This is a genomic window from Pseudomonas coleopterorum, from assembly GCF_900105555.1.
GTDB classification, from domain to species: domain Bacteria; phylum Pseudomonadota; class Gammaproteobacteria; order Pseudomonadales; family Pseudomonadaceae; genus Aquipseudomonas; species Aquipseudomonas coleopterorum.
Genome location: NZ_FNTZ01000001.1, coordinates 3,872,141 through 3,891,696, shown reverse-complemented (window position 1 = coordinate 3,891,696; position 19,556 = coordinate 3,872,141). Strand labels below are relative to the sequence as shown.

Here is a 19,556-nt window from a genome sequence, read left to right as displayed (position 1 = left end):
ACTCGCCGTCCCCCCCCGGCCCCACAGGTGGCCACACAAACCAACGGTGTTTATCTGCAGCGGTTTGCGGGAAAATACCGGCACTTGAGCCCCGGAGCGCCCCATGACTGCCAGCGCAGAAAAATTCACCCGCCAGACCATCCTCGAGGTCCAGCCGCTGACCCCCAGCCTGTTCACCCTGCGCACCACCCGCGACGCCGGTTTCCGCTTCGTCGCCGGCCAGTTCGCCCGCCTGGGGGTGACCAAGGCCGATGGCAGCGTGGTGTGGCGCGCCTATTCGATGGCGTCCTCGCCGTTCGACGAGTTTCTCGAATTCTTCTCCATCGTCGTGCCGGGCGGCGAGTTCACCAGTGAACTGAGCCGGTTGCGCCTGGGAGACGAGCTGCTGGTGGAAAAGCTGGCAACGGGTTATCTGACCCTGGATCGCTTCGTCGACGGCCGTGACCTGTGGATGCTGGCGACCGGCACCGGCGTGGCCCCTTTCGTGTCGATCCTGCAGGACTTTCCCGTGTGGGAAAAATTCGAGCACATCAAGCTCGTATACAGCGCGCGGGAAGGTCAGGAGTTGGCGTATCGAGAGTTGATCGCTGGCCTGGAACAGCGGGACTACCTAGCCGAGTTTGCCGGCAAGCTGCAGTTCATCCCGATCGTGACCCGGGAGCAGGTGCCGGGCACGTTGCATGGCCGTATCACCGATCTCATTCAGAATGGCGAGCTGGAAAAAGCTGCCGGGTTGGAACTGGTGCCCGAGCATTCACGGGTGATGATCTGCGGCAACCCCCAGATGATCGACGACACCCGCCAACTGCTCAAGGGCCGTGACATGAACCTGAGCCTGAGCCGGCGCCCCGGCCAGGTTGCCGTCGAGAACTACTGGTAACAGTCATCCCGTAGGAGCGGTCTGTGGCCGCGAAGGCCTCGCCGAGCTCAGGTCTACCTGATTCAATCGCATTGCCCCTTCGCGGCCACAGACCGCTCCTACAAAGTGAATGTGGCCCTTCTGTAGGAGCAGTCATCGGCCGCGAAAGCTTGACGCGGTATCAGATCTGCGGCCCAGGCGTCGGTGCAGTCGTGACCACGGTGCCTTTGCCATTCTGCTCTTTGAGCAGGTCACGGATTTCGCTCAGCAGCACTTCTTCCTTGGAAGGTGCAGCAGGCGCCGCAGGTTTCTTCTCTTCCTGATGACGCAAGCGGTTGATGGCCTTCACGCCCATGAAGATGGCAAATGCCACGATGATGAAATCGACGACTGTCTGGATGAACTTGCCATAGGCCAATACCACCGCCGGCGCATCACCGACCGCCGCACGCAGCGTGATGGCCAGGTCGCTGAAATCCACGCCACCGATCAGCAGCCCGAGCGGCGGCATGATCACATCGCCCACGAAGGATGAAACGATCTTGCCGAAGGCTGCACCGATGATGATACCAACGGCCATGTCGACTACATTGCCCTTGACCGCAAAGGCCTTGAATTCACTTAGCACGCTCATGAGGTTATTCCTTATTACAGATGAGGTTGGTCAACGCAGTCCAAGTCAGCGTATTGCTTCATTTTCCACGCCTGCTGCAAGGGACACAGCTGCGCCCGAGAAGTTTTGTCAAAGTACAGACTAGCCGTTTTTCCATGCTGCAAGGGCTTGATTTAACCACTAATACAGCGCGCTCGATTATCATGAACGCACTTTTCTAACAGGAATTTTCATGGCCAAGGCAAAGCGCATGTACGGCTGCACCGAGTGCGGTGCCACGTTCCCCAAATGGGCCGGCCAATGCGGCGAATGCGGTGCCTGGAACACTCTGGTGGAAACGGTCATCGAAAGCGGCGCCGCCGCACCGCCCAGCGGCCGCACCGGCTGGGCAGGGCAGCAGGCCCAGCTCAAGACCCTGGCCGAAGTCAGCATCGAGGAGATCCCGCGCTTCTCGACCGCCTCGGCCGAACTGGACCGCGTGCTCGGCGGCGGTCTGGTCGATGGCTCGGTGGTGCTGATCGGCGGCGATCCGGGCATCGGCAAGTCCACCATCCTCCTGCAGACCCTGTGCAACATCGCCACGCGCATGCCTGCGCTTTACGTCACCGGCGAAGAGTCGCAGCAACAGGTCGCCATGCGTGCGCGGCGCCTGGGGTTGCCCCAGGACAAGCTCAAGGTGATGACCGAGACCTGCATCGAAACCATCATCGCCACCGCCAAGGTCGAACAGCCCAAGGTCATGGTGATCGACTCGATCCAGACCATCTTCACCGAAAACCTGCAGTCCGCGCCCGGCGGCGTGTCCCAGGTGCGTGAAAGCGCAGCGCTGCTGGTGCGCTACGCCAAGCAGAGCGGCACCGCCATCTTCCTGGTCGGCCACGTGACCAAGGAAGGCGCCCTGGCGGGCCCCCGCGTACTCGAGCACATGGTCGACACCGTGCTCTATTTCGAAGGTGAATCCGATGGCCGCCTGCGCTTGCTGCGCGCCGTGAAGAACCGCTTCGGCGCGGTCAACGAGCTGGGCGTGTTCGGCATGACCGACAAGGGCCTCAAGGAAGTCTCCAACCCGTCGGCGATCTTTCTGACCCGAGCCCAGGAAGAAGTCCCCGGCAGTGTGGTCATGGCTACGTGGGAAGGCACTCGGCCGATGCTGGTGGAAGTGCAGGCCCTGGTCGACGACAGCCACCTGTCCAACCCACGGCGAGTCACCCTGGGCCTGGACCAGAACCGTCTGGCCATGCTGCTGGCGGTGCTGCATCGGCACGGCGGCATTCCCACCCACGACCAGGACGTGTTCCTCAACGTGGTGGGCGGGGTGAAAGTGCTGGAAACCGCCTCCGACCTGGCGTTGCTTGCGGCGATCATGTCCAGCCTGCGCAACCGCCCGCTGCCCCACGACCTGCTGGTGTTCGGCGAAGTGGGTCTGTCCGGCGAGGTGCGCCCGGTCCCCAGTGGTCAGGAGCGGCTCAAGGAAGCGGCCAAGCACGGCTTCAAGCGCGCCATCGTGCCCAAGGCCAACGCCCCCAAGGAGGCCCCACCGGGCCTGCAGATCATCGCCGTGACCCGCCTCGAACAGGCGCTGGATGCCTTGTTCGAGTAGCACGATCGCCGCAGTAGGCTAAGGTTGTTGGGTGTCAGGACTTGCCCTATCGGCGCAGACGCTCCCGCTGTTCCATTGTGGGAGCGGGTCTCTGCCCGCGAAGAGGCCAATCCTGCCTACAAAAACCGCACCCGCCCGAGGCTTCCGACCCATGCCTGTTCGACCCTCACGCATCACCGCAATCGCTGCAGCCTGCCTGTTCTCCCTGTCGACCCACGCCGCCGAGCTGCCCGCCGCCGACCTCTACAAACAAGCCCAGGCCGAACAACCCAGCTACCTGGAAACGGTCAAGGAGCTGGTTTCGGTCGACACCGGTACCGGCCAGGAAAAAGGCCTGGCGACGATCAGCGCACTGCTGGTCAAGCGTCTCAAAGAACTGGGCGCCACGGTCCAGACCACCCCGGCCACGCCGTCGGTAGGCGACAACATCGTCGGCACCTTCAAGGGCACCGGCAGCAAGAATTTCCTGCTCATGGTCCACTACGACACCGTGTTCGGCCCCGGCACTGCGGCCAAGCGCCCGTTCCGCACCGACCAGGAGCGTGCCTACGGCCCAGGTGTGGCCGATGCCAAGGGCGGGGTGGCGATGATCCTGCACGCGCTGAAACTGCTCAAGGCCCAGGGCTTCGACGGCTACGGCACGCTCACCGTGCTGTTCAACCCGGACGAGGAAATGGGCTCGGCCGGCTCGAAAAAAATCATCGCCGAACTGGCCGCTCAACACGACTACGTCTTTTCCTACGAACCACCGAACAAGGACGCAGTGACCACCGCCACCAACGGCATCAACGGGCTGTTCCTGGAGGTCAAGGGTCGCTCGTCCCACGCCGGTTCCGCGCCCGAAGACGGGCGCAATGCGCTCACCGAACTGGCCCACCAGTTGGTCCAGCTCAAGGACCTGGGTGATCCCGACAAGGGCACCACGGTGAACTGGACCATGGCCAAGGCGGGTGAGAAGCGCAACATCATCCCCGCCATCGCGACGGCCGAGGCCGACATGCGCTACTCGGACATCGAGGAAACCGACCGCGTGCTTGCCCAAGGCCAGCGCCTGATCCGCAAGCAGCTGATCGACGACACCCAGGTCAGCCTGCGTCTGGAAAAAGGCCGGCCGCCCCTGGCCAAGAACAGCGGCTCCGAGCAATTGGCCGGGGTCGCGCAGAAGGCCTACGCGGCGATCGACAAGTCCATCGAACCGATCGCCATGCGCTTCGGCACCGACGCCGGCTATGCCTACGTGCCGGGCAGCGACAAGCCTGCGGTACTGGAAACCATGGGCGTGGTGGGCGCGGGCTTGCACGCCGATGACGAATACATCGAGCTGAGCAGCATTGCGCCGCGGCTGTACCTGACGTTGTCGATGATTCGCACCCTGTCGACGCCGTGAGCTACCGCAGCGCTGGCGCCTGCTGAAGGCGTCGGCGCTGCGACTTGCTCAACCCCCGGCCGCACCCGTACTCTGGGGTCTTCTCAACGACCACGGAGCACGCCCTATGAACACTGCAGTAACGGGCATGGGCCCCGTCAAGGCCGTCATCTTCGATATGGATGGCCTGCTTCTGAACACCGAGGGCATCTACACCGAAGTCACGCAGATGATTGCCGAGCGGTACGGCAAGGTCTTCGACTGGAGCATCAAGCAGAACACCATCGGCCTGGGCGCCAACGACCTGTCGACCTATATCGTCGAAACCCTGGGCCTGCCGCTGACGCCCGCCGAATTCATGGAAGCGCGCGCACCGCTGATGGCCGAGCGCTTTCCCCACGCGCAGGCCATGGCCGGCGCCGAGGCACTGGTGCGGCACTTGAAGGCGCACAATATTCCGATCGCTGTGGGCACCAGTTCGTCCCGTGGGCATTTCGCGATGAAAACCACGTTGCATGAGGAGTGGTTCGCGCTGTTCGACACCATCGTCACCGCCGATGACCCGGAAGTGGGCGCCGCCAAGCCGGCGCCGGATATCTTTCTGGTAGCGGCCAAGCGCCTGGGCGTGGAGCCTAAGGACTGCCTGGTGTTCGAGGACTCACCCTTCGGCGTCACCGCCGCCAAGGCCGCCGGCATGTTCGCCATCGCCGTCCCCGATGCCGCCATGGCCCCGGAGCGCTACCACCACGCCGACGATCGGCTGCAAAGCCTGCTGGGCTTCGACCCTGCTCAATGGGGGCTGCCGGCTCACCTGGTGTAGCAATACTCGCCGTAGGAGCGGTCATCGGCCGCGAAGGCTTCGCCGCCGACCTCAAACCTCCAACAAAGCCCCCAGCTCGCGCTCCAGCTCCTCGGGGTCGCCAAGATTGAGTTCGATCAACCGACGCAAATGGCTGATCGAATCCAGGCCGATATGGGTGCACACGAACCCCAGCTGCCCATGGTCGTCATGGGCCAGCTTGACCTCCATCACCACATCTTCCTGTGGCCCCAGTTTCACATCCACATTGAAGGGCTTGTCGGCATCGCCCAGCCAGGGCGATGGCTTTTCGATCAACAGCCCTTTCAATGACAGGTCGAGCAGCTTCACCGGCCAGCGCTCGGTGCCCTGGCGCAGTTCGGTCTTGGCATCGAAGGCGATGCGCTTGAAGCGACGGCGTTCGGTATGGGGTTGCGTCATGATCGGGTCCTCGAGTTTTGCTGGACTATAGCGCAGTGGCTCAGAGCCAGCGGCGAACCCGTCGACAATACTGGCGATAAGTGTCGCCAAACAGCGCTTCGAGCTGGATTTCGTCGGGCCGGATCACCAGCCAGTTCATCAGATACAGCAACACCGGCAGCAATAACCATGGCCACAAGCTGCCCATCAACAGCGACAGCGCGACATAGGCCAGGGTGTCGCCCAGGTTGATCGGGTTGCGCGACAGCGCGAACGGTCCGTCGCGCTGCAGTTCCTGAGGCGAATCGAAGTTGCTGGTCGCGGTGTGCTGACGCTTGAAACGCAGCATGGCCCAGAACGACAGACCCTGACCGAGGATGATCAAGGCCGCCGCGGTCGCTGCGGTCCAGCTGTTGACCGGCAGTGCAATGGGCAGTGCATAGCTCAGCGCCATGGCCACGGCGATGAACGTCAGATACAGCAGTGGCGGGGGCAGGGCGGCGCGTGCGGGTGGCTTGGGCATGGGGCGGACTCGCAAGGGACACCTTTAGTGCGACCGGCACGGGCGCCTGGTGTTCCGGGCCATCATCGGGTCATGCGCCGCGCCGCTCTAGACCAACGTGGGGATGGCCTTCGGACAAAAAATCGCTAGACTCGATAAGGCTGACACTCATCCACTGAGCTGGAAACAATAATATGAAAAACAATAGCAGTGCGTTCCGCCACGTTCCGTGGCTGATCGTGGCGATCATTGGTGCCTGTGCCCTGGGCGTCGTTGCGCTTCGCCGCGGTGAAGCAATCAACGCGTTATGGATCGTCGTCGCGGCCGTGGCCATCTATCTGGTCGCCTACCGCTACTACAGCCTGTTCATCGCCAACCACGTCATGCAGCTCGACCCGCGCCGCGCCACGCCCGCGGTGCTCAACAACGACGGTCTGGACTACGTACCGACCAACAAGCACATCCTCTTCGGTCACCACTTCGCCGCCATCGCCGGCGCCGGACCTCTGGTCGGCCCGGTACTCGCCGCGCAGATGGGCTATCTTCCCGGCACGCTGTGGCTGATCGCCGGCGTGGTGCTGGCCGGTGCCGTGCAGGACTTCATGGTGCTGTTCCTGTCCACCCGCCGCAACGGCCGCTCGCTGGGCGACATGGTGCGCGAGGAAATGGGCCGGATCCCCGGCACCATCGCCCTGTTCGGTTGCTTCCTGATCATGATCATCATCCTCGCCGTGCTGGCGCTGATCGTGGTCAAGGCGCTCGCCGAAAGTCCGTGGGGCATCTTCACGGTCATGGCCACCATTCCCATCGCGATGTTCATGGGCGTGTACATGCGCTACATCCGCCCGGGCCGCATCGGTGAAATCTCCATCATCGGCGTGCTCCTGCTGCTGCTCTCGATCTGGCTGGGTGGTCAGGTGGCCGCCGATCCGGTCTGGGCCAAGGCCTTCACCTTCACCGGTGTGCAGATCGTCTGGATGCTGATCGGCTATGGCTTCGTTGCCGCCGTGCTGCCCGTGTGGCTGATCCTGGCCCCGCGCGACTACCTCTCCACCTTCCTCAAGATCGGCACCATCATCGCCCTGGCCATCGGCATTCTGGTGACCATGCCGGAACTGAAGATGCCCGCGCTGACCCAGTTCACCGACGGCACCGGCCCGGTATGGAAGGGCGGTCTGTTCCCGTTCCTGTTCATCACCATCGCCTGTGGCGCGGTGTCCGGCTTCCACGCGCTGATCTCCTCGGGCACCACGCCCAAGCTGCTGGACAACGAAACCAACGCCCGCTACATCGGCTACGGCGGCATGTTGATGGAGTCGTTCGTGGCGATCATGGCGATGGTCGCCGCTTCGGTGATCGAGCCAGGCGTGTACTTCGCCATGAACAGCCCGGCGGCAGTGGTCGGTACCGATGTGGTCGCAGTGGCCACGGCGGTCAGCAGCTGGGGCTTCGCCATCACGCCGGAAGCGCTGCAGGCAGTCGCCCATGACATCGGTGAGACCACCATCCTGGCGCGCGCCGGTGGTGCGCCAACATTGGCCGTGGGTATCGCGCAGATCCTGCATTCGGTGCTGCCGGGTGAAAACACCATGGCCTTCTGGTACCACTTCGCGATCCTGTTCGAGGCACTGTTCATCCTGACTGCCGTGGACGCGGGCACCCGTGCCGGCCGCTTCATGCTGCAGGACCTGCTCGGCTCGTTCGTCCCGGCGCTCAAGCGCACCGAGTCCTGGACCGCCAACGTCATCGCCACTGCCGGCTGCGTCGCGTTGTGGGGCTGGTTGCTGTACCAGGGCGTGATCGATCCGTTGGGGGGCATCAATACCTTGTGGCCGCTGTTCGGCATCTCCAACCAGATGCTCGCCGGTATCGCCCTGATGCTCGCCACCGTCGTGCTGATCAAGATGAAGCGCCAGCGCTACATCTGGGTCACCATGCTGCCGGCCGTCTGGCTGCTGATCTGCACCACTACCGCAGGCTTCATCAAGCTGTTCGACGCCAACCCTGCCGTTGGTTTCCTGGCCCTGGCCAACAAGTACAGCGCCGCTCTGGCCCAAGGCCAAGTGCTTGCGCCGGCCAAGAGCGTGGAGCAGATGCAGCACGTGATCTTCAATGCCTACACCAACGCAACCCTGACCGTACTGTTCCTGCTGGTGGTCTTCAGCATCCTGTTCTTCGCCTTGAAGGTCGGCGTCGCCGCCTGGGGCAAGAAGGAACGTACCGACAAGGAAGCACCGTTCCAGCCGTTCCCCAATGCGTGATGACCGAGGGCTGCCGCCATGTTCAACGACCTGAGCAAGTTGGGAAAATACCTGGGCCAGGCGGCACGTCTGATGGTGGGCATGCCGGACTACGACAATTACGTCGAGCACATGCAGACCAAGCACCCGGACAAACCGATGATGGACTACGAGGCGTTCTTCCGCGAACGCCAGGAGGCCAGATACGGCGGCAAGGGTGGGCCCAAGTGCTGTTGAAAGCCTAGGCCCCGTGGTGTATTCACTGGCCTCTTCGGAAGCAGAGGGCTTGCTCACTGTGGGAGCGAGGCGGGCGGCGAGCCTTCTGCCCGCGAAGAGGCCATTTGCATTTAGAAACTCTTGGAGTTCATGAACTTGTCCGAAGCCCCACCCCCCATTCCCGTCACCATCCTCAGCGGCTTTCTCGGGGCCGGCAAGACCACCTTGCTGCGCCACATGCTCAAGGCCGAACACGGCCTGAAGATCGCCGTGATCGAGAACGAATTCAGCGATGCCGGCATCGACACCCAGCTGTTGGGCGACGAGCCCGTGCAGACCATGACCCTGGCCAACGGCTGCGTGTGCTGCACCATTCACACCGACCTGACCAAGGCGCTGTACCTGCTGCTGGAGCGTCTGGACAGCGGCGAAATCGCCTTCGATCGGCTGGTCATCGAATGCACTGGCCTGGCCGACCCGGCGCCGGTCGCCCAGACCTTTTTCATCGATGAAGAACTGCGCGAACGCTACATTCTGGACGGCATCCTGACGTTGGTGGACGCTGCCCACGCGGGTATCCATCTGGCTCAGACCATCGCCCAGGCACAGGTGGGTTTCGCCGACCGCCTGCTGATCAGCAAGACCGATCTGGTCGCGCCTTCGGTGTTCGACGAGTTGAGCGAGCGCCTGACCCGCATCAACCGACGCGCGCCGATCCGTGTGGTCGAGCACGGTCGAATCGATCTGGCGGAGCTGCTCGATGTGCGTGGCTTCAATCTCAATGCCGGCCTGGCGTTGCGCCCGGTCAATCAGGGCCCCAGCGTGGACCGCATCGCCAGCCTGGTACTGCGCACCGACAAGCCGCTGGACATCGACCGCCTCAGTACCTTCATGAACGAACTGCTGGAAGAGCACGGCAAGCAACTGCTGCGCTACAAAGGCGTGTTGAGTATCGCGGGGGAAGATCGACGCCTGGTGTTCCAGGGCGTATTGAAGCTCTACGGCTTCGACTGGGACACCGAATGGGCCCCGGGGGAGTTACGCGAAAGCGTGATGGTTTTCATCGCCGATGATCTACCCGAAGCCAAGATCCGCGCCGGATTCGACCAGCTCTGAATCCCGCGTACCCGACACACCGCGGCAACGCCGGACGCGGCTCGCGCCGCTGCTACAGAGGGCGACGCCGGACGCGGCTACAAACTGATGCGATCCCTGTAGCAGCGGCGCAAGCCGCGTCGGCGGTCCCGCGCAGTATCTGACGCAACGCGGTGCAACCACACGCAAGCTTAACGCACCCCCTGTAGCAGCGGCGCAAGCCGCGTCGGCGGTCCCCGCGAAATATCTGACACAACGCGGTGACCCCCAGCGCGGCCTGCGCCGCAGCCACAGGAATACCGCCAACCCTTACGCCGAATAAACCGGCAGCTTGGCGCAGATGGCCTGGACCTTCTGGCGCACGGCATCGATCACCGCTTCATTGTTCAGATCAGCCAGAATGTCGCAGATCCAGCCGGCCAGTTCTTGGCACTCGGCTTCCTTGAAACCACGAGTGGTCACAGCAGGCGTACCAAAGCGCAGGCCGGAGGTCACGAACGGCGAGCGAGGATCGTTGGGCACCGAGTTCTTGTTGACGGTGATGAATGCCTTGCCCAGCGCCGCGTCCGCGTCCTTGCCGGAAATGTCCTGCTTGATCAGCGACAGCAGGAACAGATGGTTCTCGGTACCGCCGGAAACCACGTCGAAACCACGATCGATGAACACCTTGGCCATGGCCTGGGCGTTCTTCACGACCTGCTGCTGGTAGGTCTTGAACTCGGGCTGCAGCGCTTCCTTGAAGCACACGGCCTTGGCGGCAATGACGTGCTCCAGCGGGCCACCCTGCGCACCTGGGAACACCGCCGAGTTGAGCTTCTTCTCGATCTCGGCATTGGCACGCGCCAGAATCAGGCCGCCACGAGGACCGCGCAGGGTCTTGTGGGTGGTGGTGGTGACCACGTCGGCGAACGGCACCGGGTTGGGGTATACGCCGGCGGCAACCAGACCGGCTACGTGGGCCATGTCGACGAACAGGTAGGCACCGACCTTGTCGGCGATTTCACGGAAGCGCGGGAAGTCGAGGATCTGCGAGTAGGCGGAGAAACCGGCCACGATCATCTTCGGCTTGTGCTCCAGAGCCAGGCGCTCGACTTCTTCGTAGTCGATCAGGCCCTGAGCATCGATGCCGTACTGGACGGCGTTGTACAGCTTGCCCGACGAAGAAACGCTGGCGCCGTGGGTCAGGTGACCGCCGTGGGCCAGGCTCATGCCCAGGATGGTATCGCCTGCCTGCAGCAGGGCCAGGTAGACCGCGCTGTTGGCCTGGGAGCCGGCATGCGGCTGAACGTTGGCATAGTCGGCGCCGAACAGCTCCTTGGCGCGGTCGATGGCCAGTTGCTCGATCACGTCGACGAACTCGCAGCCGCCGTAGTAGCGCTTGCCAGGATAGCCTTCGGCGTACTTGTTGGTCAGCACCGAGCCCTGGGCTTCCATCACAGCGGGACTGGTGTAGTTTTCCGAGGCAATCAGCTCGATGTGATCTTCCTGGCGCTGGGCTTCTTGCTCCATGGCGGCAAAGAGATCGGCATCGTACTTGGCGAGTGTCTGGCTACGGCTGAACATGGCGGTCCTCAGGGATCGGGATGTTGGGAAAGGCGAGCATTCTACCCCATCGGCTTTTGTCTGGCATATGAAAGGCAGTCATCGCGTGGACAAGCGGGCTTCATGTCGGGTCGTGCCCACTCATCCCGTAGGAGCGGTCATCGGCCGCGAAAGCCTCACCGCAGTCCACCTGACCCACCGCATCGACCCATCGCGGCCACAGACCGCTCCTACGTCGTCAGATCCTGCCCGTAGTCACTGAAGCAGAAACAGCGCGTCGTTGCTGAACTGAGTCTCGAAGCGATGGGCCTGCATCGGGCGCCCGAACAGGTAGCCCTGCACCTCATCGCAGCCATGCTCGCGCAGGAACTCCAACTGTTCATGGGTTTCCACGCCCTCGGCGATGACCGAGAGATTCAGGCTGTGCGCCATGGCGATGATCGCCCGCGCAATCTGCGCATCCTGCTCGCCGGACGGCAGGCCATCGACGAAGGTACGGTCGATCTTCAGCACGTCGATGGGGAACTGCTTCAGATAGTTGAGCGACGAATAGCCGGTGCCGAAATCGTCGACCGCAATGCTCAGGCCAAGATTCTTCAAGGTGTCGAGGATCATCATGGCTTCGTTGACCTCGCGCATCAGGATGCTCTCGGTCAGTTCCAGCTCCAGGCACGCCGGTGGCAGACCAGTGATTTCCAGCATCCGGGCGATGCGATTGCCTAACTGACCATCGGCGAACTGCCGCGCAGAGATGTTCACCGAGATCTTGGGCACGCGCACCTTGGCCAGGTGCCAGGCCTTGAGCTGGCGACAAGCCTCGGCCAGGACCCAGTCGCCCACATCCACCACCAGGCCGAGCTCTTCGAGCACCGGGATGAACTCGACCGGCGGCACCAGGCCACGGCGTGGGTGATTCCAGCGCAACAAGGCTTCGGCACCGGTCAGGCGTTTGCCGTCGCCGCTGAACTGCGGCTGGTAGTACAGCACGAACTCCTGTTGCTCCAGGGCGTGGCGCAAGTCGCTTTCCAGCTCCAGACGCTCCAGGGCCGTGGCGTTCATGTCGGCCTGGTAGAACTGGAAGTTGTTCTTGCCTCGCTCCTTGGCGTGGTACATCGCGGTGTCGGCGTTCTTCATCAGTTGACTCAGCTCGCCGCCGTCCTGAGGGCTCAAGGCGATGCCCACACTGGCGGTAACGAAGAACTCGCGGCCCTCCAGCACGAAGGGTTTGACCAGGCTGCCGAGAATCTGCTCCGCCACATGAATGGCCTGATTCAACGCCAGCTCGCGGGTGGCGCGCGGTTGCAGCAGCAGGGTGAACTCATCGCCGCCCATGCGCGCCACCGTGTCGTCATCGTCGACGCAGCCCAGCAGACGCGTGGCCATGTCCTTGAGCATGCGGTCACCGGCGGCGTGGCCGAGGGAGTCGTTGATCGGCTTGAAACGGTCGAGGTCGAGGAACATCAGCACCACCCACGACTGCTGCCGCTCGGCTTGCTGCAGGGCGTTGTACAGGCGGTCCTGGAACAGCGTGCGGTTGGGCAGGTGTGTCAGGGCATCGTAGTAGGCCAGGCGATGAATACGCTGCTCACTGGCCTTGCGCTCGCTGATGTCGCTGAAGAAGCACACATAGCTGGCCAGGTCGCCTTCGTCGTCGAGCACCGCAGTGATGCCGACCCAGGCCGGGTAGTGCTCGCCGTTGCGCCGCTTGAGCCAGACCTCGCCTTCCCAGGTGCCGCGCTGTTGCAGTTGCTTGAGCACGTAACGCAGGTGCGCTTCCTGCTGGTCATCCACGGTCAGCATGTTCGGCAACTGGTCCAGCACCTGGGCCACGGCATAACCGCTGACACGGCTGAAGGCCTCGTTGGCCTGCACGATGTAGCCCGCCGGATCAGTGATCAGAATCGCCGACGTCGAATGCTCGAACACCGTGGCGGCCATGCGCAGGTCCTTTTCGGCGCGACGTTGCTGGCTGACGTCGCGACCCACGCCCAGAATGCCTTCGAAAGTCCCCTGGGTGTCCCAGATCAACACCAGGCGCAGCTCGATGGGAATCTTGCGGCCGTCGTTGCGCAGGCAGTCGAACATGAACACCTGAGTCTTGAGGTCGCTGCGCAGGGCCGCCAGCTCGGCCGGCGCATGCAGCGCCTGGTGGACCTGGGTCAGCAGCGCGTTGATACCCGTCAGCTGTGCAGGATTGGCCAGCATGCCCTGCCAGCCGTTCTGCATCACCCAGTCCGCGTCGAAGCCCAGCACCGTCTGCACCGAAGGGCTGACGTAGTTCAGCTCCATGCGGTTGTTGGTGGAAAAGATCACGTCGCTGATGCTTTCGGCGAGCATGCGATGGCGTTTTTCGCTCTGGCGCAGCGATTCGCTCGCGGTCCTGTGGCTGGTAACGTCGGTGATACTGAGAATGACCGCGTGGTAATCCTTGGCGTGCTCGGGAAAGCGCACCGTCACCCACAGGTATTGATCGTGGCCCTGTTGATTGTCCAGACGGATTTCCAGCTCCAATTGCTGCTGGCGCTGCAGCAGGGCCCCGATCAATTGATGGCCGATGCCAGTGGCCCGGTCCGACCAGCCTTCGATCAGCTTGCGCCACGCCTGGTCGTTCGTGTGCACCTGCAGCACGCGCAGGGCAACGTGGTTCACTTCGGTGATGCGCAGTGCCTGCAACAGCTCCTGACAGGTTGCCGGATTGTCCTCCAGCCACCGCCCAAGATCGGTGCGCTCGTTCAACCCCACCCGTTCGAACAATGGCAGCACACCCGATAGATCGAGCACGCACAGCGCCACGCCGGCGCCCTCGAAGATGTCCCGATAGCGCCGACGCTCTTCGTTGAGTTCGCGCTGACGGCGGCGCATGCTCAACAGCGCCAGCAACGGCACCAGCGAAATCAGCAGGCCCAGCAGGCATTTACCCACCAGCGGTGGCAGCAATGCCAAGCGTGCCTGACGGGCGTTGAACAGGCTGCGCAATTGCCAGTCGCTGTGGCTCAGCTGGGTCACCAGCACACTTTGGTTTAGCTCGGCGCTGCTCAGTTCCGTAGCGCTGAACGGGGCAAGGTCGGCGCGGCCGATGACGTGTTTGTCGGCATGGTTTTCCAAGACCCAGCTTGGATTCTGCCCACGTTCGACCTGGTGAATGAGCCGACTGATAACGATCGGGCTCATGCGCAGCAACCAGTAGCCGTTGGTGTTTTCACCGGGCTGGCGGATCAGCAGATAGACCAGGTCTGCCGCCGTGCTGTTGGTGTAGTAGTGGCTGTCGCCATCCAGGCGGCTGACCAGAGCGGTGATGAAAGCATCGTCGTTCGCTTCCAGCAGGGTGTCGGCGATGATTCGGGCATCGCCGCTGAGCCAGGCCAGGCTTTGCAGCTCGGGCACCGAGCGACGTATACGGGTAACGGTTTCGGCACGTTCCCGGGCGCTGGGGAAGGGCTGGGTAGTGAGCAGCTGGTTGAGCACGATCTGCGCATTGAGCGCCATGTTCAGGTTGACGTGATCGGCCAGGTCCGCACTGGAGTCGATGCTGTGCTGGCGTTGGTCCGTCTGGGTACGCTGGAACTGATCGAACAGCTGCCAGAACAGCAGCATCAGCAGCATCAACACCAGCAATGCCAGCGCGCCCTTCAACGTGCCGTGCAGCGGAGTACCTGATCCTTGGACAGGCGGGCGCAAGGAGGACGGCTGATTGAGATTGGGCAAACTGAACATCCTGCGATATGACAGTCGTGGGCAGGCATAGGCGTGTACCCAGGCATGGGCACATGAATCATGCGTGTTACACCTCGCACTATAAGCTGTAGCGCCCAGGCCCGGCTAGATTTCTGTAGCGGTGTCGCGCGCCGCGCAAGGCACGCACTGGTTTGCCCTGACTCCCGCATTCCGGTAGCTTTGAACACCTTGCGGGGGCCCAAGCTTCCATCCTCTATCTCGCACCTTCTTTATCCAGGTTCATTCCATGGCTCAATACGTCTACACCATGCATCGGCTGAGCAAAGTCGTTCCGCCGAAGCGGGAAATCCTCAAGAACATCTCGCTGTCCTTTTTTCCCGGCGCCAAGATCGGCGTGCTCGGCCTGAACGGCTCGGGCAAATCCACCCTGCTCAAGATCATGGCCGGTGTCGACAAGGAATTCGACGGCGAAGCCCGGCCGATGCCCGAGCTCAACGTCGGCTACCTGCCTCAGGAACCTCAGCTGGACCCGACCAAGACCGTGCGTGAAGTGGTCGAGGAAGCGGTCAGCGTGATCAAGGACGCCCAGGCTCGCCTGGACGAAGTCTACGCCGCCTACGCCGAGCCGGATGCCGACTTCGACAAGCTGGCCGCCGAACAGGCCAAGCTGGAAGCCATCCTGCAGGCCAGCGATGGCCACAACCTGGAGCGCCAGCTGGAAGTCGCCGCCGATGCTCTGCGCCTGCCGGCCTGGGATGCCAAGGTCGAGCACCTGTCCGGTGGCGAGAAGCGCCGCGTGGCCCTGTGCCGCCTGCTGCTGTCGGCCCCCGACATGCTGCTGCTCGACGAGCCGACCAACCACCTGGACGCCGATTCCGTGGCCTGGCTGGAGCACTTCCTGCACGACTTCCCCGGCACCGTGGTGGCGATCACCCACGACCGGTACTTCCTCGACAACGTCGCTGGCTGGATTCTCGAACTCGACCGGGGCGCCGGCATTCCCTACGAAGGCAACTACTCGGGTTGGCTCGAAGCCAAGTCCGATCGTCTGGCTCAGGAATCCAAGCAACAGTCGGCCCATGAAAAGGCCATGAAGGAAGAACTGGAATGGGTGCGCAAAGGCGCCAAGGCCCGCCAGTCCAAATCCAAGGCGCGCCTGCAGCGCTTCGAGGAAATGCAGTCGCAGGAATTCCAGAAGCGTTCGGAAACCAACGAGATCTACATCCCGGCCGGTCCGCGCCTGGGCGACAAGGTCATCGAGTTCAAGAACGTCACCAAGGGCTATGGCGACCGCGTGCTGATCGACAACCTGTCGTTCGCCATGCCCAAGGGCGCGATCGTCGGCGTCATCGGCGGTAACGGTGCGGGTAAATCGACCCTGTTCCGTATGCTCATGGGCAAGGAACAGCCGGACTCGGGCTCCATCGAAATCGGCGAAACCGTGCAACTGGCCTGTGTCGACCAGAGCCGCGACGACCTGGACGGCAGCAAGTCGGTGTTCCAGCAGATCTCCGACGGCTCCGACCAGATCCGCATCGGCAACTACGAAATCCCTTCACGCACCTATGTCGGCCGGTTCAACTTCAAGGGCGGCGACCAGCAGAAGTTCGTCAAGGACCTGTCCGGTGGTGAGCGCGGTCGCCTGCACCTGGCGTTGACTCTCAAGGAGGGTGGCAACGTCCTGCTGCTCGACGAACCGTCCAACGACCTCGACGTGGAAACCCTGCGCTCGCTGGAAGAAGCCTTGCTGGACTTCCCGGGCGCAGCCATCGTGATCTCTCACGATCGCTGGTTCCTGGACCGTGTGGCCACGCACATCCTGGCCTACGAGGATGACTCCCAAGCGGTGTTCTTCGAAGGCAACTACACCGAGTACGAGGCCGATCGCAAGAAACGCCTGGGTGAGGCGGCTGCTCAGCCGCACCGTGTTCGCCACAAGAAGCTGGCGTAAACGAAAATGGGGCCCTGAAAAGGGCCCCATTTTTTTGTCTGACGATCGAGGACGGTCAGGGGCTCACGGCCCTGTCTGAATACCCGTGATTTCCACGGTGAGATCGCCCGCCGGACGTCGCCAGACGCGCTCTTCACCTACTTCCGCACCCAGCAGCGCCCGACCCAGGGGCGAGGCCCAGTTGATCAGGCCAACGCCCGCATCCGCTTGATCCTCGCCTACCAGGCACACACGCTGCTCGACACCTTGATCGTCGGCAAAAGTAACCCAGCTGCCGATCTGCACTTTTGCCGTAGAGGTGATGGGTGCTACCACCTGGGCGTGCTGCAGGCGGTGCTGGTAGTAGCGCATGTCCCGTTCCAGATCGGCCATGCGCTGACGATCGGCGCGCTCGCCCATCGCCGTCTGCTCGGCCTGCAGGATCTGCACTTCGGTAACCCGCGCCTGCAGCTGGGCCAGCCCGCTGGCAGTTACGTAATTGGGCTGGGTGCTGATCAGGCGTTCAACGGGTTGAGTCGCCTGAGCGGCAGCGTGGTCTTCATTGACGAATGCCCTGCTCATGATATTCCTCCCTTATGGGGCGGTATTGATCGCCCTGAGCGCAGGAGTGCCGCGAATCCAAAGACAACCCATGGCCGCAGCCAGGTGTCGCAAGCCAGCATGACTCCTACAGTAACCACTGCTTGTACAGGTTAGGCCGCAATATCCGGTCATAGTTGCATTCGCCACCGTTGCCTCGAACGCTTCCAGGCAGAGCCAAGCACCCGGCTAGTAGTGGTACCACTTGACCTCGAGCATGACCTCGTTGCGTGGCGAGCTCAGATGGCTGAAATCGCGTTGCGCGCTCAGGCGCAGCCCCAGGTTGCGGGACACTTCCCACTGCTGGTTCAGGCTCAGGCTGCGGCGCACCTCGCCATTGGCAAAGTAGTCGCCCTTGCCTTCGAGGCTGAAGTTGCCTAGGGCGTTCTTCCACAGCACACCGCTGTTGAATCCCGCCGCTGGCGCGACGAACTGGGCGAAGTCGTTGTTGTGCTCCACCCGCACCGTGCCCAGGGCGAAGCCCAGCACCTGTTCGCTGAGCTGCCAAGTGCCACCGGCGCCGCCATTGACATGGGAGACCAGGTTCTCGTCACCGTGTTTGCCCAGCACCCGTTCCAGACCGCCGGTCACTTGCCAGGACAGCGGCTGCAGCAGCTCGTTGCGCGGCGTCAGCGAGCGGATCGTAGCCAGATCCAGTTGCTGCACCTGCCATTTGTTGCCTTCGTACTGGCGCACTTTCAGGCCGAGAATCTCGATCTGCGCGCCCAGCGGAAACCCTTCGGCGTTGTCATTGAGGTCGTGATAGGCCATGCGCAGGCCGTACTCGGCGAACGCGGTATCGCCGCGAGTGCCGACACCCGCGCTCCAGGTCCGCGACTGATGGCCGTCCTCGGGCAAGCCGGGACGGTCGATGGCCAGCGGAGGTGGCGGATTGCGATTGATCGCACGCAGCAGTTGGAAGCTGCGCTGGGTCCGCGCCGGATCGCGCTCCTGGCCGGTGGCCCGGTAGCGTTCCAAGCGAAAGGCGGCATCCTGGATCAGTGCCTGGCGATCCTTGCCCAAGGCCTGGAAGCCTTCGCTGTCGATCTGCGCCGTATCGGCGGCAATCTTCTGCACCCATTGCTGTTCGCTGCTGTCCAGCGGCTTGGCGCGTTCGAGCAGTTCCCGCTCGCGGGACGCACGGTAATCGATCTTCTCGACCAGGCCGGCCGCTTTCACCGCTTTCACGGTGTCCGTGGGAATGGCGGTCAGGGGGAACTGCGAAGTCAGGTCCAGGCCCGGCCGGGCCACCTGGAGCAGTTCGAGCAGGCGATACGAGCAGTTTTCGTCAAAGAAGAAATAATCGAACTGCACCTGCTTGAGTTCCCACACATGCTCGACCATGCGCCCGGTCTCTTCAGGTGTGAGGTTGAGCCGGTACTCCCACAGGTCGCGGTTTTCCAGGCTGCGGTACTCGGAGAGCTTTTCCTGGTAGGGCACCAGGGCGAACAAGCCCGGATAGCCCCCGGCCAACCCTTTCCATGCATACAGAATGCTGTTGTCGCTGCCTTCGACGTAGGCGCCAAAGTTGATCGCATAGCTGAGCAAGGCAGTGTTGTTGCTCTGCACATCGGCCTGATCGATGCGCAACAGGGTGTGCCCGAACATCGAGGAAGGGCTGTTCAGGTACGCCGCCGGGAAAATCAGCACGGCGCTGTGAGGCGCCACGTCCGAGAACCACTTGGTGAATTCGGCACACTCCACGTTCGGCAGGTCAGTCAGGCCCAGCTGTTGCCGCAGCCAGCGGGTGCGCGCAGGAAACACACACTGCGCATGCTTGTCGCCGCTGCCCGCAGGTGCATAGATCGCCTGCAACGTAGCCTGCAGTTCGGCGTCCGGATGGTGCGCGCCGTCGTCGGCCAGAAAGAATTTGCGGTCATCGACATAGCTGCGCCAGCCGCCGAGCTTGCCGCGCTCGTAGTGGCCGACGGAAATCCAGTAGGGATCGTTCGCCAATTGTTGCAGACGCTGAGCGTCGATGTGCGGAGCGGCGTGCAGCGGGGCGCACACGCAGAGCGCCAGGGAGGCAAGGCGTTTGAGCATGGTCGGCAACTAGTTCGGCGAAATCGGAAAAGGGGGGATGCCCGCCCCGAAAGGAG

The 19,556-nt window shown here is 62.8% G+C and carries 14 protein-coding genes and 1 pseudogene; 8 read left to right on the top strand and 7 right to left on the bottom strand.

What is annotated here, in order from left to right; translation table 11 throughout:
- The first annotated feature begins 103 nt into the window (after positions 1-103).
- Complete coding sequence (locus tag BLV18_RS17500; protein WP_090360403.1) at positions 104-880, top strand: ferredoxin--NADP reductase; 777 nt, start codon at positions 104-106, stop codon at positions 878-880.
- Between the two features lie 160 nt (positions 881-1,040).
- Here BLV18_RS17500 and mscL read toward each other — a convergent pair whose 3' ends face one another.
- Entirely contained in the window at positions 1,041-1,493 is a 453-nt protein-coding gene (gene mscL, locus BLV18_RS17495; protein ID WP_090360398.1) for a large-conductance mechanosensitive channel protein MscL, read from the bottom strand.
- Positions 1,494-1,704: 211 nt separating this feature from the next.
- Here mscL and radA point away from each other — a divergent pair, with 211 nt between their 5' ends.
- From radA to BLV18_RS17480, 3 genes are all read left to right on the top strand, one after another.
- Positions 1,705-3,072: a DNA repair protein RadA gene (gene radA / locus BLV18_RS17490; protein WP_049860923.1), complete on the top strand. Its 1,368-nt coding sequence runs from the start codon at positions 1,705-1,707 to the stop codon at positions 3,070-3,072.
- A gap of 151 nt (positions 3,073-3,223) precedes the next feature.
- Positions 3,224-4,459, top strand: a complete 1,236-nt coding sequence (locus BLV18_RS17485; RefSeq protein ID WP_090360396.1) for a M20/M25/M40 family metallo-hydrolase — start codon at positions 3,224-3,226, stop codon at positions 4,457-4,459.
- 106 nt (positions 4,460-4,565) lie between these two features.
- Entirely contained in the window at positions 4,566-5,258 is a 693-nt protein-coding gene (locus BLV18_RS17480; protein ID WP_049860925.1) for an HAD-IA family hydrolase, read from the top strand.
- A 51-nt stretch (positions 5,259-5,309) separates the two neighbouring features.
- On the opposite strand, the gene BLV18_RS17475 is transcribed toward BLV18_RS17480, so the two are convergent.
- Both BLV18_RS17475 and BLV18_RS17470 read right to left on the bottom strand, forming a co-directional pair.
- A complete protein-coding gene (locus BLV18_RS17475) occupies positions 5,310-5,678 on the bottom strand; it encodes a PilZ domain-containing protein (protein ID WP_056844068.1) in 369 nt (122 codons plus the stop codon).
- 40 nt (positions 5,679-5,718) lie between these two features.
- Positions 5,719-6,180, bottom strand: a complete 462-nt coding sequence (locus BLV18_RS17470; RefSeq protein ID WP_090360392.1) for a methyltransferase family protein — start codon at positions 6,178-6,180, stop codon at positions 5,719-5,721.
- Positions 6,181-6,353: 173 nt separating this feature from the next.
- On the opposite strand from BLV18_RS17470, the gene BLV18_RS17465 reads away from it, so the two are divergent.
- From BLV18_RS17465 to yjiA, 3 genes are all read left to right on the top strand, one after another.
- The gene (locus tag BLV18_RS17465; RefSeq protein WP_056844070.1) at positions 6,354-8,420 is read left to right on the top strand and encodes a carbon starvation CstA family protein; all 2,067 of its coding nucleotides are present in this window, start codon (positions 6,354-6,356) and stop codon (positions 8,418-8,420) included.
- Positions 8,421-8,438: 18 nt separating this feature from the next.
- Positions 8,439-8,636, top strand: a complete 198-nt coding sequence (locus BLV18_RS17460; protein ID WP_043192786.1) for a YbdD/YjiX family protein — start codon at positions 8,439-8,441, stop codon at positions 8,634-8,636.
- A gap of 135 nt (positions 8,637-8,771) precedes the next feature.
- Positions 8,772-9,731 carry a GTPase gene (gene yjiA / locus BLV18_RS17455; protein ID WP_244156887.1) on the top strand — a complete coding sequence of 320 codons (960 nt, stop codon included), beginning with the start codon at positions 8,772-8,774 and terminating at the stop codon, positions 9,729-9,731.
- A 288-nt stretch (positions 9,732-10,019) separates the two neighbouring features.
- Here yjiA and glyA read toward each other — a convergent pair whose 3' ends face one another.
- Together glyA and BLV18_RS17445 are read right to left on the bottom strand one after the other, a co-directional pair.
- Entirely contained in the window at positions 10,020-11,273 is a 1,254-nt protein-coding gene (gene glyA / locus BLV18_RS17450) for a serine hydroxymethyltransferase (RefSeq protein WP_090360387.1), read from the bottom strand.
- Between the two features lie 234 nt (positions 11,274-11,507).
- Positions 11,508-14,126, bottom strand: a pseudogene (locus BLV18_RS17445) (sensor domain-containing protein); the annotation flags it as partial.
- Positions 14,127-15,213: 1,087 nt separating this feature from the next.
- On the opposite strand from BLV18_RS17445, the gene ettA reads away from it, so the two are divergent.
- Entirely contained in the window at positions 15,214-16,878 is a 1,665-nt protein-coding gene (ettA, locus tag BLV18_RS17440) for an energy-dependent translational throttle protein EttA (RefSeq protein ID WP_049860932.1), read from the top strand.
- A gap of 63 nt (positions 16,879-16,941) precedes the next feature.
- Here the strand turns inward: ettA and BLV18_RS17435 are convergent, their stop codons facing one another.
- Positions 16,942-17,439, bottom strand: coding sequence for a GreA/GreB family elongation factor (locus BLV18_RS17435; protein WP_056844074.1), 498 nt, complete (start codon positions 17,437-17,439; stop codon positions 16,942-16,944).
- Positions 17,440-17,646: 207 nt separating this feature from the next.
- Entirely contained in the window at positions 17,647-19,500 is a 1,854-nt protein-coding gene (locus BLV18_RS17430; protein ID WP_090360380.1) for an Lnb N-terminal periplasmic domain-containing protein, read from the bottom strand.
- Between the last annotated feature and the right edge of the window lie 56 nt (positions 19,501-19,556).

Excerpts from the sequence above, each read along its gene's own strand:
- BLV18_RS17500 (WP_090360403.1), top strand. The coding sequence starts at position 104 with ATGACTGCCAGCGCAGAAAAATTCACCCGCCAGACCATCCTCGAGGTC.
- mscL (WP_090360398.1), bottom strand. The coding sequence starts at position 1,493 with ATGAGCGTGCTAAGTGAATTCAAGGCCTTTGCGGTCAAGGGCAATGTA.
- radA (WP_049860923.1), top strand. The coding sequence starts at position 1,705 with ATGGCCAAGGCAAAGCGCATGTACGGCTGCACCGAGTGCGGTGCCACG.
- BLV18_RS17485 (WP_090360396.1), top strand. The coding sequence starts at position 3,224 with ATGCCTGTTCGACCCTCACGCATCACCGCAATCGCTGCAGCCTGCCTG.
- BLV18_RS17480 (WP_049860925.1), top strand. The coding sequence starts at position 4,566 with ATGAACACTGCAGTAACGGGCATGGGCCCCGTCAAGGCCGTCATCTTC.
- BLV18_RS17475 (WP_056844068.1), bottom strand. The coding sequence starts at position 5,678 with ATGACGCAACCCCATACCGAACGCCGTCGCTTCAAGCGCATCGCCTTC.
- BLV18_RS17470 (WP_090360392.1), bottom strand. The coding sequence starts at position 6,180 with ATGCCCAAGCCACCCGCACGCGCCGCCCTGCCCCCGCCACTGCTGTAT.
- BLV18_RS17465 (WP_056844070.1), top strand. The coding sequence starts at position 6,354 with ATGAAAAACAATAGCAGTGCGTTCCGCCACGTTCCGTGGCTGATCGTG.
- BLV18_RS17460 (WP_043192786.1), top strand. The coding sequence starts at position 8,439 with ATGTTCAACGACCTGAGCAAGTTGGGAAAATACCTGGGCCAGGCGGCA.
- glyA (WP_090360387.1), bottom strand. The coding sequence starts at position 11,273 with ATGTTCAGCCGTAGCCAGACACTCGCCAAGTACGATGCCGATCTCTTT.
- ettA (WP_049860932.1), top strand. The coding sequence starts at position 15,214 with ATGGCTCAATACGTCTACACCATGCATCGGCTGAGCAAAGTCGTTCCG.
- BLV18_RS17435 (WP_056844074.1), bottom strand. The coding sequence starts at position 17,439 with ATGAGCAGGGCATTCGTCAATGAAGACCACGCTGCCGCTCAGGCGACT.
- BLV18_RS17430 (WP_090360380.1), bottom strand. The coding sequence starts at position 19,500 with ATGCTCAAACGCCTTGCCTCCCTGGCGCTCTGCGTGTGCGCCCCGCTG.